The 13799-nt window shown below is 63.8% G+C and carries 13 protein-coding genes, 1 tRNA gene and 1 pseudogene; 10 read left to right on the top strand and 5 right to left on the bottom strand.

Features of this window, described 5'->3' with window-relative positions; all coding sequences use genetic code 11:
- Positions 1-45 precede the first annotated feature (45 nt).
- The 7 genes from infC (at position 46) to GEM_RS09710 (ending at position 5971) form a co-directional block, all read left to right on the top strand.
- Positions 46-570, top strand: coding sequence for a translation initiation factor IF-3 (infC, locus tag GEM_RS09740; protein ID WP_080599380.1), 525 nt, complete (start codon positions 46-48; stop codon positions 568-570).
- A 190-nt stretch (positions 571-760) separates the two neighbouring features.
- Positions 761-958: a 50S ribosomal protein L35 gene (gene rpmI, locus GEM_RS09735; protein WP_004191477.1), complete on the top strand. Its 198-nt coding sequence runs from the start codon at positions 761-763 to the stop codon at positions 956-958.
- Between the two features lie 30 nt (positions 959-988).
- The gene (gene rplT / locus GEM_RS09730) at positions 989-1348 is read left to right on the top strand and encodes a 50S ribosomal protein L20 (protein WP_004192938.1); all 360 of its coding nucleotides are present in this window, start codon (positions 989-991) and stop codon (positions 1346-1348) included.
- A 148-nt stretch (positions 1349-1496) separates the two neighbouring features.
- Positions 1497-2510: a phenylalanine--tRNA ligase subunit alpha gene (gene pheS / locus GEM_RS09725; protein WP_014897235.1), complete on the top strand. Its 1014-nt coding sequence runs from the start codon at positions 1497-1499 to the stop codon at positions 2508-2510.
- Between the two features lie 96 nt (positions 2511-2606).
- Positions 2607-5036 carry a phenylalanine--tRNA ligase subunit beta gene (gene pheT, locus GEM_RS09720; protein WP_014897234.1) on the top strand — a complete coding sequence of 810 codons (2430 nt, stop codon included), beginning with the start codon at positions 2607-2609 and terminating at the stop codon, positions 5034-5036.
- Positions 5037-5108: 72 nt separating this feature from the next.
- Positions 5109-5495 (top strand): integration host factor subunit alpha, encoded by a 387-nt coding sequence (locus GEM_RS09715; protein WP_006486093.1) that lies wholly within the window; start codon positions 5109-5111, stop codon positions 5493-5495.
- 62 nt (positions 5496-5557) lie between these two features.
- A complete protein-coding gene (locus tag GEM_RS09710) occupies positions 5558-5971 on the top strand; it encodes a MerR family transcriptional regulator (RefSeq protein ID WP_014897233.1) in 414 nt (137 codons plus the stop codon).
- A gap of 78 nt (positions 5972-6049) precedes the next feature.
- On the opposite strand, the gene GEM_RS09705 is transcribed toward GEM_RS09710, so the two are convergent.
- Entirely contained in the window at positions 6050-8260 is a 2211-nt protein-coding gene (locus tag GEM_RS09705) for a hypothetical protein (protein ID WP_014897232.1), read from the bottom strand.
- Positions 8261-8606: 346 nt separating this feature from the next.
- A complete protein-coding gene (locus tag GEM_RS09700) occupies positions 8607-9422 on the bottom strand; it encodes a tyrosine-protein phosphatase (RefSeq protein WP_014897231.1) in 816 nt (271 codons plus the stop codon).
- Positions 9423-9834: 412 nt separating this feature from the next.
- On the opposite strand from GEM_RS09700, the gene GEM_RS09695 reads away from it, so the two are divergent.
- From GEM_RS09695 to GEM_RS32185, 3 genes and pseudogenes are all read left to right on the top strand, one after another.
- Positions 9835-9911, top strand: a tRNA-Pro gene (locus tag GEM_RS09695).
- A gap of 140 nt (positions 9912-10051) precedes the next feature.
- The gene (bamC, locus tag GEM_RS09690; RefSeq protein WP_014897230.1) at positions 10052-11260 is read left to right on the top strand and encodes an outer membrane protein assembly factor BamC; all 1209 of its coding nucleotides are present in this window, start codon (positions 10052-10054) and stop codon (positions 11258-11260) included.
- 514 nt (positions 11261-11774) lie between these two features.
- Positions 11775-12050: pseudogene (locus GEM_RS32185) on the top strand (putative quinol monooxygenase); the annotation flags it as partial.
- Between the two features lie 83 nt (positions 12051-12133).
- Here GEM_RS32185 and GEM_RS09685 read toward each other — a convergent pair.
- From GEM_RS09685 to GEM_RS09675, 3 genes are all read right to left on the bottom strand, one after another.
- Positions 12134-12391: a hypothetical protein gene (locus GEM_RS09685; protein WP_014897229.1), complete on the bottom strand. Its 258-nt coding sequence runs from the start codon at positions 12389-12391 to the stop codon at positions 12134-12136.
- Positions 12392-12527: 136 nt separating this feature from the next.
- Positions 12528-12800: a hypothetical protein gene (locus GEM_RS09680; protein ID WP_014897228.1), complete on the bottom strand. Its 273-nt coding sequence runs from the start codon at positions 12798-12800 to the stop codon at positions 12528-12530.
- A 219-nt stretch (positions 12801-13019) separates the two neighbouring features.
- The gene (locus GEM_RS09675; protein WP_041490502.1) at positions 13020-13736 is read right to left on the bottom strand and encodes a YdcF family protein; all 717 of its coding nucleotides are present in this window, start codon (positions 13734-13736) and stop codon (positions 13020-13022) included.
- Between the last annotated feature and the right edge of the window lie 63 nt (positions 13737-13799).

Genomic DNA, 13799 nt, shown 5'->3' with positions numbered 1-13799 from the left:
CCTGGCAGCGCGGCTCGTTTTTTTAATTTTTAGAGGAAACGTAACATCGCTACTGATAAGTCGTCGCATCGCATCAACGGTGAAATCACTGCGCCGGAAGTGCGTCTGGTCGGGCTCGAGAACGAACCGCTCGGTATCGTAAAACTCGCTGATGCTTTCCGTAAATCGGAAGAACTGGATGTTGACCTGGTGGAAATCGCGCCGCAAGCGGTTCCCCCGGTTTGCCGTCTGATGGATTACGGCAAGTTCAAGTACCAGGAATCGAAGAAGCAGCACGAAGCGAAGCTGAAGCAGAAGGTCATCCAGGTCAAGGAAGTCAAGTTCCGCCCGGGTACCGATGACGGTGACTACAACGTCAAGCTTCGCAACCTCGTGCGCTTCCTCGAAGAGGGCGACAAGACGAAGATCACGTTGCGTTTCCGCGGTCGCGAAATGGCTCACCAGGAGATCGGTATGCGGATGCTTGAGCGTCTGCGCACGGATCTCGAGGAAGTCGGCCAGGTCGAGCAGATGCCGAAGATGGAAGGGCGCCAGATGATCATGGTGCTCTCGCCGAAGAAAAAGAAGTAACGGGCCCGCGCGCTTGCCGCGCAGGTTCGGCAGTGGTTCGGCGCGTTGCCCGGTCAGGGCGACGTGCCAGCAATGACGGCGGCTGCGCAAGCGGTTCGCCGTACACAAGTGGACTGGGTTTCGAAGGGCGGGTCAAGGGCGCAAGCCAACCGCACACCCATCGCCATCTAATAAACTGGAGTTGTTCGTCATGCCTAAGATGAAGACCAAGAAGAGTGCTGCAAAGCGCTTCGTGGTGCGTCCGGGCGGTACCGTCAAGCGCGGTCAAGCCTTCAAGCGTCACATCCTGACCAAGAAAACCACGAAGAACAAGCGTCACCTGCGCGGCGCAACGGCAGTTCATGATTCCGATCTGAACTCCGTCCGCGCGATGCTGCCGTTCGCGTAACCCCTCAACTGATACTCTAAGGAGAGAAACATGCCTCGAGTCAAACGTGGGGTAACCGCACGGGCCCGCCACAAGAAGATCATCAACCTGGCCAAGGGTTATCGCGGCCGTCGCAATAACGTCTACCGCATCGCCAAGCAGGCGGTGATGCGCGCTGGTCAGTACGCGTACCGCGATCGCCGCAACAAGAAGCGTGTGTTCCGCGCACTGTGGATCACGCGTATCAACGCGGCAGTTCGCCAGCACGACATGACCTACAGCGTGTTCATCAACGGCCTGAAGAAGGCGTCGATCGAACTCGACCGTAAGGTCCTGGCCGACATGGCGGTGTTCGACAAGGCTGCTTTTGCTGCGATCGTCAAGCAGGTGAAAGCCGCCGTTGCAGCCTAATTGCGAAATTAGCACTGCGTGGTTAGTTGCAGCGACGTTCCGGTAGTCTCGGCCGCTGCAGCGAAAACGGGGCTCTTCCGAGCCCCTTTTTTGTTTGGTGGGCGATTTCGCACGCCAAGATCGAATGACGTTGGAAATGATGGGATCTATGGATCTGGACCAGATTGTCGCCGACGCGCAGCAGTCCTTCGAACAGGCTGCCGACATCACCACGCTCGAAAACGAGAAAGCACGATTTCTCGGCAAGTCGGGTGCGCTGACCGAGTTGCTCAAGGGCCTCGGCAAGCTCGATCCCGAAGCACGCAAGACCGAAGGCGCACGCATCAACGTCGTGAAGCAGCAGGTTGAAGCCGCGCTGACCGCACGTCGCCAGGCGCTCGCCGACGCGCTGCTGAACCAGCGCCTCGCCGCCGAGGCAATCGACGTCACGCTGCCGGGCCGCGGCGCCGGTGCAGGCAGCCTGCACCCCGTGATGCGCACCTGGGAGCGCGTCGAACAGATTTTCCGCTCGATCGGCTTCGACGTGGCCGATGGTCCCGAAATCGAGACCGACTGGTACAACTTCACGTCGCTGAACAGCCCGGAGAACCATCCGGCGCGTTCGATGCAGGACACCTTCTACGTCGAAGGCAAGGATGCCGACGGCCGCCAACTGCTGCTGCGCACGCACACGAGCCCGATGCAGGTGCGTTACGCGCGCATGAACCGTCCGCCGATCAAGGTGATCGCGCCGGGCCGCACGTATCGCGTCGACAGCGATGCGACCCACTCGCCGATGTTCAATCAGGTCGAGGGGCTGTGGATCGACGAAAACATCAGCTTCGCCGACCTCAAGGGCGTCTATACCGATTTCCTGAAGAAATTCTTCGAGCGCGACGACATCCTCGTGCGCTTCCGTCCGTCGTATTTCCCGTTCACGGAACCGTCGGCCGAGATCGACATGATGTTCGAGCACGGCAAGAACGCCGGCAAATGGCTCGAGATCTCCGGCTCGGGGCAGGTGCATCCGACCGTGATCCGCAACATGGGCCTCGATCCCGAGCGCTACATCGGCTTCGCGTTCGGCAGCGGCCTCGAGCGCCTGACGATGCTGCGCTACGGCGTCCAGGATCTCCGGCTGTTCTTCGAGAACGATCTGCGTTTCCTGCGCCAGTTCGCCTAACGCAAGCGCCGCGCCGACATGTGCCCGCGCACGCCCCGCCGGACGTTTCCGACGGGGCCCGGGCGTCGATCTAACCTGTTTCGAACGTAGACATCCATGCAATTCCCTGAATCCTGGTTGAGAACCTTTGTCGACCCGCAGCTGACGACCGACGAACTGTCGCACGCGCTGACGATGGCGGGGCTCGAAGTCGAATCGCTGAGCAAGGCTGCGCCGCCGACGTCGAAGATCGTCGTCGGCCGCGTGCTCGAAGTCGTCAAGCATCCGGATGCGGACAAGCTCAATGTCTGCCAGGTCGACGCCGGCACCGGCGCGACGCTGAATATCGTGTGCGGCGCACCCAACGTGGCGCCCGGCATCAAGGTGCCGGTTGCGCTGGTCGGCGCGGAACTGCCGCCGGCAGAAGAGGGCGGCAAGCCGTTCGCGATCAAGCTGTCGAAGCTGCGCGGCGTGGAGAGCCAGGGGATGCTGTGCTCGGCGCGCGAGCTGAAGCTGTCCGAGGACCACAGCGGCCTGCTGATCCTGCCGCAAGACACGCCAGTCGGCCAGGACATCCGCGACACGCTCAATCTCGACGACACGATCTTCGAAATCAAGCTGACACCGAACAAGGCCGACTGCCTGTCGGTGTTCGGCATCGCGCGCGAGACGGCTGCGATCACCGGCGCGCCGCTGACGCCGGTCGACATCCGTCCGGTGCGCGTCGAGCTCGACGAGACGCTCCCCGTGCGCATCGCTGCGCCCGATCTGTGCGGCCGCTTCTCGGGCCGCGTGATCCGCGGCGTGAACGCGCATGCGAAGACGCCGCAATGGATGGTCGAACGCCTCGAGCGTTCGGGCCAGCGCAGCGTGTCTGCGCTCGTCGATATCTCGAACTACGTGATGTTCGAGCTCGGCCGTCCGTCGCACGTGTTCGACCTGGACAAGATCCACGGCGGCATCGAGGTGCGCTGGGGCAAGCGCGGCGAGTCGCTGAAGCTGCTGAACGGCAACACGGTCGAACTCGACGAAACGGTTGGCGTGATTTCGGACGACCGTCAGGTCGAAAGCCTCGCGGGCATCATGGGCGGCGACAGCACGGCCGTCACGCTCGACACGACCAACATCTACCTGGAAGCCGCGTTCTGGTGGCCGGACAGCATCCGCGGCCGTGCGCGCAAGTACAACTTCTCGACCGATGCGGCCCATCGCTTCGAGCGCGGCGTCGACTATGCGACGACTGTCGAGCACGTCGAGCGCATCACGCAGCTGATTCTCGAGATCTGCGGCGGCAAGGCCGGCCCGGTCGACGACCAGGCGGTGAACCTGCCGCAGCGCGCACCGGTGAAGATGCGCGTGTCGCGCGCGAACCGCATCATCGGCGTGAAGATCGACGCCGACGAGATCGCGGACATCTTCACGCGCCTGCGCCTGCCGTTCGAGCGTGCTGACGACGCATTCCTGGTCACGCCGCCGTCGCACCGCTTCGACATCGAGATCGAGGAAGACCTGATCGAGGAAGTCGCGCGCATTTACGGCTTCGAGAAGATTCCGGCGCGTCCGCCGGTCGCGACGAGCGAGATGCGCGCGACCAACGAGACGCAGCGTTCGATCCATGACATCCGTCATGCGCTGGCGGCACGCGACTATGCGGAAACGGTCAACTTCAGCTTCGTCGATGCGGAGTGGGAGCACGACTTCGCCGGCAACGACAACCCGATCCGCCTGCTGAACCCGATCGCGAGCCAGCTGTCGGTGATGCGCACGACGTTGTTCGGCAGCCTGATCTCGGTGCTGCGCCACAACCTGAACCGTCGCGCGGATCGCGTGCGCGTGTTCGAAACGGGCCGTGTGTTCCTCGCCGATCCGTCGGTGAAGGCTGGCGAACTGACCGTCGAAGGCTACACGCAGCCGAAGCGGGTCGGCGCGCTCGCGTACGGCCCGGCGGTCGACGAGCAGTGGGGCGTGGCAACCCGTGCGGTCGATTTCTTCGACGTGAAGGGCGATCTCGAGGCGCTGCTCGCGCCGGCCGCCGCGCGTTTCGTGAAGGCCGAGCATCCGGCCCTCCATCCGGGCCGCAGCGCACGCATCGAAGTCGATGGCCGCGCAGTCGGCTGGATCGGCGAGCTGCATCCGCGCCTGATGCAGAAGTACGAGCTGCCGCATGCACCGGTGATGTTCGAAATCGACGCCGACGCGCTGATCGCGCGTGCGCTGCCGGCACCGACCGACGTGTCGAAATTCCCGCCGGTGCGTCGCGATATCGCCGTCGTGGTCGATCAAGCGGTCGAGGTTCAGGCACTTTTCGATGAAATGAAGAAGGCGCTGGCCGAGGACGCCTGCCGATTCGTTCAGAAGGTTGTACTCTTCGACGAATTTCGTGCAAAATCAAATACTTCCGGTGGTCTTGCCGCGCACGAGAAGAGCCTTGCCTTCCGCGTGACGCTGCAGGATGCGGCTGGCACGCTACAGGACGAGGTCGTCGATCAGGCGATCCAGACGCTGGTCGAGCGGATGGCTCGTGCTGGTGCGCGCCTGCGCGGCTAAGGAGAGGGGCCGCCCGTTCGCGGGTGGCTTTTCCCCATCGTAAGTTTTGGTTTAACGCGCTGTATGGCAGATATGAACGACATGACCTCGAGTGAATTCGAAGCCCTCCTGACGGCGCAACGCAGCGCCATGAACCGCGACGCTTCGGCGCCGGCGTCCACCGAGACGCCGACGCTGACGAAAGCGGAACTGGCGGAGCTGCTGTTCGACAGCGTCGGGCTGAACAAGCGTGAAGCGAAGGACATGGTCGAGGCGTTTTTCGAAGTGATCCGCGACGCCCTCGAAAACGGTGAGAGCGTCAAGCTGTCGGGGTTCGGCAACTTCCAGCTGCGCGACAAGCCGCAGCGTCCGGGTCGTAATCCGAAGACGGGCGAGGCGATCCCGATCGCGGCCCGCCGGGTGGTAACCTTCCACGCGAGCCAGAAGCTGAAGGCGCTGGTCGAAAACGGCGCGGAGTAAGGCTCCGCGCGCTGAGGTCTCCGCGCGGCCGCCGCGCACCCTTTACCGACGGTTAACCGACGATGACCACTACGGTTGAGAAAGTCGTCTTGCCTCCGATTCCCGCGAAGCGCTACTTCACGATCGGCGAAGTCAGCGAACTGTGTGGGGTCAAGCCGCACGTGCTGCGTTACTGGGAACAGGAATTCACGCAGTTGCGGCCGGTGAAGCGGCGCGGCAATCGCCGGTATTATCAGCACCACGAAGTGCTGCTGATCCGGCGGATTCGCGAGTTGCTGTACGAACAGGGGTTCACGATCAACGGGGCGCGCAACCGGCTCGATTCGCCGGGCGGCGAACGCGCCGCCGCAGCACCGGTCGAGCCCGACGTGCCGGTCGCCGATGTGCGTGCGCCGGGCAAGCCGGGTGCAGCGGTCGACGTGATCGCATTGCGACAGGCGCTTCTCGATGTGATCGACGGACTGAAGCACGACTGAGCGCGACGCGCGAATAGCAGAAAGAGCCCGGTTGGCGAAGCGCCACCGGGCTTTTTTCATGCAGGCGGGCGATGCACGTCAGCGCGCTGCGAGCGGATTCGGCTTGCCCATGTCGACGACGAGCGTGCCGTCCGGCAGCATCCGCACCGAACCCTGCGCGACCTGGCTGCGGTAGCCGTACAGGTCGAAACGCATCGGGCCGGCCTTGGCCGAATTCCGGATCAACGCGCGCACGTTCAGTTCGAGCACATTGAACATCTTCATGTCGCCGCCCTCCATCCACATGTAGCTCGACGCGTCGATTTGCGGCCGCTTCGGCACGGGCACGTCGGCGGCTCGCCGGAACGTGAGGCGCAGCCCGTCGCGTTCGACCGTCGCGTGGCCGAGCTTGCCGTTCAGGATCGGCGGCGGAAACACCGTGTACTGGTCGAGCACGAGCGCGTCGCCGCGCAGTTCCGCGCCGCGGCGCTGCAGCGGCGTCAGCGACGCGAGCTCGATGCCGAGCGAGCGCAGTAGCTGCGCCTGCGGGATGCCGAGCACCGACACCTGCGACGGTTTGAATGCTAGGTGCCGGTCGTCGAGCACCGAGAGCGAGCCCTTCATGTCGGTCGGCAGCCACACGCCGGGCACATGGTTCCAGAGCTTGATGCCGCCCTGGACACGCAGGTCCTGGCCATCCGCGCTCAATTGCAGGTCGTTCAGCGAGCGCGGCGAGTAGTCGAGCAGATAGTTGTTGAAGAGCGCGGACATCGCCTTCCACGATTCGACGACCGTGCCGCCCAGAATGCGGATGTCGTACTGGTTCGGATCGTCGAGGTCGACGGGTTCGCCAGGCCGCTTCGCGATCATCTGGACGTCGAGATCCTCGACATGGAAGCCGATGTCGCCGGACAGGTTGAAGTCGACGTTGTGCAGATGGATCGTCGGGTTGCGGTTCGACACGTGGCGTTCGTTGAACGGCGTGGTCGACGTGCGCCGCATCGCGACTTTCTGCATGCCGGGCTGTGGCGCGCCGGCCACGAGCGCAAACGCTTCCCAGTGCTGGCGCGAGTCGCGCAGCACGTTCTGCTGCGCGGCGAGGAAGCTGTCGTTCAGCCGAGCTGCCGCATTGCCGAGCGGGGCACCGCTTGCGGGCCCCGCGTACGACGGCATGCGGATCGCCATCGCGCCGCGTTCGTCGAAATTGAAATAGCCGGCCGATACCTGGTCGCGATAGTGATACAGGTCGAACACGAAATTCTGGTCGCGCTTCGCCGGATCGACGGGGCCGATCAGGATGTCGGCGTTCATCGGCATCGAGCGCATGAATTTCACGTCGCCGCCGCGGATGTACATCGCCTGTTGCGGCGCGTTCGCGGGCAACGCGAAGCCGGCGTGCGAGCCGTCGTCGAGCGTCAGGTCGAGGCCGGCGGGGGTCACGCGCAGCGCGGTGATCCTGATCTTCAGCCGCGGCGGCGGCATCAGCTTGTCGACCGACATCACGAGGTCGTCGCCGGCGAGTCGTGCGATCGGCGTCTCGACCTTCAGCAGATCGGCCATCTTCACGTTGGCTGCGCGCATCACCGCCTGCGCGTTGATGCCCGACACGCGCACGCCGGTCGGGTGGAACACGAGCTGGCTGCCGTCGCGGACCGCGAGCGTGCCGGTCAGCGAGAACGGCACCCAGCCGTCGCGCTGCATCTCGCCTTGCAGATGGATCACCCCGTCACCAGCCGAGACGGCGAGCTTGCGCAGCGGCGCGTTGCGGTAGCCGAAGATGTAGGTGTTGAAAAGCGCGGTCAGCTTCGCGTCGTCGAGCGTGACCACGCCTTTGTGCACGTCGATCTCGAAGCTCGTCGGATCGTCGAACACGATCGGCGCGCCGGCCTGCGTCGGCACGAGTGTCGCGGACAACTGGTGGATGAAGAAGCCGAGGTTGTTGACGATGCGGAAATCGACGTCGCGCAGGAACGTCATCGCGCCGTTCTGCCCCGAGTCGCGCAGCGTGAACGGACGCGGTTGCGTGAGGCTGATCGACGCGAGCGACGGCACGGCGCGTGCGATCTGCTGTTCATGGGCGAGGCGTTCCGCCTTTGCGCGTTCGATCTTCGTCGATGCGATCGACGCGTTGCCGTCGCGCTGCGCGGCCGGTTCCGCGCAGCCGGTGCAGAGCAGCGCGAGCGCAAGTGCACTGCAGCCGAGCGCACGGGAGGTGCCGAGTGAAACCGACGCGGCCGCGCGTCGCGGGCCGGATCTCCAGTCGAAAATTGCCAAAGGCGAGCGATGGCCGCGCCGGACCGCATTCCGCATCGTCTGTCTCCATGTCTTGTCGTGATCGACGCGCGCGCACGGCCAATGCACGGCGCGGGTGTCGATGCCGTGCAGTGTGTCATAGCGTGCTAGAGCGGCGTTACCAAACAGCGGGAGTCGGCGCAAGACCGGCCGGCGGGAGACGGGACAACGGATTCGCGGCGGCGGGGCGACAAGATCAAACGGTCGTTTGGTTTCAGTCGAAGCGGAGGCGGCATCGGCGGCCGGATCGGCAAACCCGCGTCAGTCCCGGTTCGCGCGGGTTTCGTGCGAGGAGCGACATCGTCGCCGATCCGGGGCGACCGCGGCGGGGCCGCGATAGTGCCATCGCCGCTCGCCGGGCCGTTCAGACCAGCATGCGCTGCCGGATCGAATTCAGCGTTGCCTGGTCGAGCTGCAGGCCATTGCTGATGTACGACGCCATCGATCCGTACGACGTCGTGACCTGATCGAGTGCTGTCTGCAAGTAGGCGGCTTGCGCCCCCTGCAGCGCGGCCATCATGTCGGCCGCATCCTGTCCGCCGGCCTTTTGCGCGTGTGCAACGGACGCGGCGATTTCGGACGCGCTATAGACGTTGGTCAGCAGGTAGTCGGCGAGAATCGTCTGCTGGGGCACACCCAGGATCGTGTGCAGAATGGCCGTCGCCCAACCGGTGCGATCCTTGCCGGCCGTGCAGTGGAACACCAGGTTGCCGCCGGACGCGGCAAAGCCCGCGAATAGTGCGTGGTAGCTCGTCCGCGCCGTTTCCGACGTGACGAACGCGCGGTACATGCTTTGCATGAACGCCGTCGCGGTGGCGCCGGTGGTCGGAAGCGGCCCGAGATTGGCGACGCCGAGCACGTTGAGGTTCTGCCACGTGGCGCCGTTCAATGTCACATCCGGCTGCGTCTGGATTTCAGAGGTCGTACGCAGATCGCAAACCTGCGTGATACCGAGCGTATTGACGGTTGCGAGGTCGGCAGCGGACAACGCGAGCGCGGGGGAGCGGTAGATCACGCCTTTTTTCATCGCTGCGCCGCTTGCCGTCGCGTAGCCCGTTCCGTCCGGTCCTGCCGTATCGCGAAAGTTGGCTGCCGTGCCGAGCCTGGGTGTCGTGACCGTTGCGACCGAGATCGAGTCGCCGCCGCACGCGGACAGCAACGACGCGCTGCCCAGCGCCATGCCTATCGTGCCTGCACCCAGCCGGAGAAAATGTCGGCGGGAAATTTCGTTTTTCTGGTTCATTCACTGGCCTTTGTCGGAGACCGTTACAGGAAGTCCTGACCGCAATCGCGACCGAGACCGCCGCCGGCATGTCGGTGCGGCGGACGGAGCGGGGACGTGCCGTCTCGATCGGCATGCGGTCGGGCGCTGCGCCTGCGAATCGATCTCGCGCAGGGCAACCGCACGGTAACGATCCGTGGCGAAACGGCCATCGTCCTTTTCGATTAGGCGGGCATGCACGGTGCTAGCGCCGCGGGTGCATACGGGTCGGGTTGTGCGGCCGGCCGGCCGAAAAATTTCACAGGAATATTCACAAAATGCATGCGACCCGTTCTAAATCGGCGAACTGTCTGTTATAATTTTTTTCTTTCGGGGCGTAGCGCAGCCTGGTAGCGTACCTGCATGGGGTGCAGGTGGTCGGAGGTTCAAATCCTCTCGCCCCGACCAGACAAGAACCCGCGTCAGTTCAGGCTGACGCGGGTTTTTTCTTGCCCGTCGCTTTTTTGCACATCGCGGCGCGGCCCCGGTAAAATGCAAGGTTGATCCACGGAAAGCGCCGTGATTTAGCGGAAGAGGATTCCCCGAACATGACTGATCTTCGTCTTACCATGCGGTTCGCTGCAGTGCTCGCCACCGGCGCGCTCGTCGCCGGTTGCGGTACGTCGTCGCCCACGAAAGTGGACTACAAGAGCGATTCGAAATCGAAGGAAGCGTCGCTCGCAGTGCCGCCCAACATGCTCGACGAGACGGCCGATCAGCGTTCGCTGCCGCCGCAGGGTGGCGCGACTTCCCTGTCCGCGCTCCAACAGGTCCAGCACACCGCGCCCTCGACGGACACCGTCGCCCCGGCCGTGACCGGCATGCATATCCAGCGCGACGGTACCGAGAGCTGGCTCGTGATCGACGGCAGGAAGCCCGCCGACATCTGGCCGCAGGTCCGCCGTTTCTGGCAGGAGCAAGGCTTCCTGCTCGTCGTCGACCAGCGCGACAAGGGCGTGATGGAAACCGACTGGAACGAGACCCATCCGCAGATCAACGACGGCCTGATCCGTAGCGTGATTTCGAAGGCGATGGGCAATTCGTACGTGACGGCCGAGCGTAACAAATACCGGACGCGCCTCGATTCGGCGCCGGATGGCGGCACCTACGTGTTCATCAGCCAGAAGGGCATGCGCGAGGCGCTCACGGGCGCGAGCAACGATTCGAGCAAGTGGGAATCGAAGCCGAACGATCCGGCGCTCGAGACGGAATACCTCAAGCGGTTGATGGCGGTGCTCGCGCAGAACGAGCAGCGCGCGAAGAACGGCGAGCCGCCGATTGCGAACATCAAGGACAACGCGGCGCCGCAGGAGAAGAAGGCGGACACGGACGCATCGAAGGCCGCTGCCGCGGCGATCGCCGCGCAGAACGTCGCGCGTACCTCGTCGCAAGGAAACGACGTCGACTCGGGCGCGGTGCCGTCCGAAGTGACGCTCGGCGAGCCGTACGATCGGTCGTGGCTGCATGTCGGCCTCGCGCTCGATCGCGCGAACTTCACGGTCGACGATCGTGATCGCACGAAGGGGCTGTATTTCGTGCGTTATGTCGATCCGAAGGATCTGACCGCGGCCGAGCAGGGTTTCTGGAGCCAGCTGTTCCACGGCAAGAAGGAAAAGCAGGCGAAGCAGTATCGCGTCAACGTGAAGGCGCTGACGCCCGACCAGACGCGCGTGGCGGTCATCGACGATTCGGGTGCGATCGATACGTCGTCGCCGGCCCGGCAGATCATGGGGCTGCTCGTGAATCAGCTGCGCTGATCGCGGCACGATCCCGATCCCTGAAAAAGCCCGCCTTCCGGCGGGTTTTTTTATGGCCGCGCGCGTCGGCGACGGCGTGTACGGGACGTTCTGTCCCTCCTCGTGACGTTACGTAACATTCGCGCGTTACGGCAGCGGAGCAGGTGTTACATCGTCATGATCTGGAAAAATATCCTTATAAATCAATGGGGTGTCCGTGCAATCGCACTTGGCACGCAAACTGCTTTATAAGTTTGAATCGTTAGGACAGGGAGGAGGATGTCAGATACCGGGCGGGCGTCGCGAGCGCCCGACCAACGGTGTCGACGTCTTCAGAAGCCGGCGCAGCGAACGCCGGCACAACCGATGACGATCCGCGCGGCGCGCGGATCCCGATGGCCCCGTCGCCTATCCTCGTAGGGCGACGGTTTCGCCCGCGCTTCTCTGAAGCGCGGGCAATTTTTTTGTGCGGCCGCCTTGCGATAGCGCACCGACACGGCCGATACGGGATTCGCGAACTCTCGAATTGTTCCGGATGGCGGCGTCGGGAAGGGCGGAAATCGCAGTCGTCGCACTCATCGTGGCGAAGCCGGGCGACGAGGAATCGTTGCGCGGCGCGCTTGAGGGACTCGTCGAGCCCGCCTGCAACGACGCCGGCGCGCTGCGGTACGACTTGCGCCGTGACCTGAAGGAGCCGATGCGGTTCGTATTCGTTGAACGCTGGGAGAGCGACGCGGTGTTGGCTGCGCACGCGCGTTGCGCGCATATTCTTGCTTGGGCTTGCAGCGAAGCGGCCGCGGACTGGATCGATCCGAAATGCGCGTGCTGGCGTGCTGTCGACGCTCGTCCGGGCAGGGTGGGGCGGCCGGACGCGTATCCGGCCGCAGTGGCGCGTCAGTGTGACGTGTCGGGTACGTCGAGAATCAGGATGATCGTCCAGTCGGCATCGCCTTCATGGTGATACTGGCGTTCGGCGACGATGAACGGTTGCTGCTTGCCTTGTGGGCCGAGGAAAAGCACATCGCCCTCCATCGGCAGGCACTCGATCGGCGGCAGCGCGAGGTACGCATCGTCCGAGCCGCGCGGCATCAGTTGCTTGATCTTGCGAGTGGCTGCTTCGGTCCACTCGATGTCGAGTTGAATGTTGCTCATGCTGTCCTCCGCACCGGGGTGCGCACGGGTGGAAAATTTCGGTGCGCGACTTTAGCACAGCGCGCGGGCGCCGCAACCAAAAAAGCCGAACCCGGATGCCCGGATTCGGCTTTTCGCTTGTGCGGTGCCGCCGAACTTACTGGCTGGCAGCGTCTGCCGGAGCGGCCTTCTTGCCAGCCTTCTTCGCTGCCTTGTGGTGAGCAGCCTTCTTGACGTGATGGTGCTCTTCCTGCGCCGCCGGCTGTGCAGCCTCGGCTGCTTGCTGCTGTTGCAGCGCCTGTGCGCGCTGCTCGATCTCGGCGATCTTGGCCGGGTCGGTGATGGTCTGGATCTGCGTGCTCTCTTGCGCATACGCTGCGCCAGTCAGCGCCGACATCGCAACCAGGATAGCCAGGGACGTCTTCTTCATTGCTTTACCTCCGCTAAGTGGTGATGAACCCGAGTGTTGCCGTTTTGTCTGGCGACTGCAATCGAGTGCGTGTCGAGTGTAACAAAAGTGACGGATCAATGTGCACCGGATCGAGGCGGGGCGCAAGGCCCCGTTGAAGTCGCGCAACACTTTGCGCGTTCCGTCATGCGCATGCCATCCCGCGGGGTGTCGACATTCCGCTGCCGTTTTGCAGCGCCGTCAAAACCATCCAAGCAGTCGGTACACGTGAAATTGTGCGATGCCGACCAGTTCGTGCAGCGCCTGATCGGCATTTACGAGGTTATGCCAGCGGGGCAGCCAGCCCGTTTGCGCGCGCCGGCGATTCGCGTAGACGGGCTGTGGATCGATATCGAAGCGGCGGAAATCGAGCAATGCGCGGCGCATCTGATACGACGACGTCACGAGAATGCGCGAGTCGTCATGTTGTGAGCGTAGTATAGATGCAGTGAATTTCGCGTTTTCGTAGGTCGTGCGGCTGTTCGGCTCGAGAATGAGATCGCCGGAATCGACGCCTTCCGCGAGCAACCGGCGCCCGTAGACGGCCGCTTCGGTCTCGCCGTGATGTTGCGGGTCGCCGCCGGACATCACCACGGTGCAGTGGGTGGCCTGCTGCCGGCACGTGCGATAGAGCGCCGCGATCTTGAGGATGCGTGCGTCCCCATCGGGTGGCGGCCGCAGGCCGGTATCGGCGCGCCGCGTGCCGGCGCCGATGATGATCAGTGTGGTCCGCCCGTGCATGTCGGGGTGCTCGACCGGGGTGACGCCTGCCTCGCTCCATGCGATGAGCGGTGCGGCGAGCCAGCCTGTTGCGAGCAGCCAGAACAGCGCGGCGGCAACGATCGCGACGAGTCGGCGCCGCTTGCGGCAGAGCAGGAAACAGATGAAGAGAAGTACAAATGAATCGAACAGAATCAATTTGATTGGGGTATGGTGTCTTTTTATGGATGGCTGACGATCCAGCCTTGACGCGACGCCGAA

This window comes from Burkholderia cepacia GG4, assembly GCF_000292915.1.
Lineage (GTDB): Bacteria > Pseudomonadota > Gammaproteobacteria > Burkholderiales > Burkholderiaceae > Burkholderia > Burkholderia cepacia_D.
Note: the sequence above shows the minus strand (reverse complement) of the source record. Positions and strands in the feature narration are given on the sequence as shown.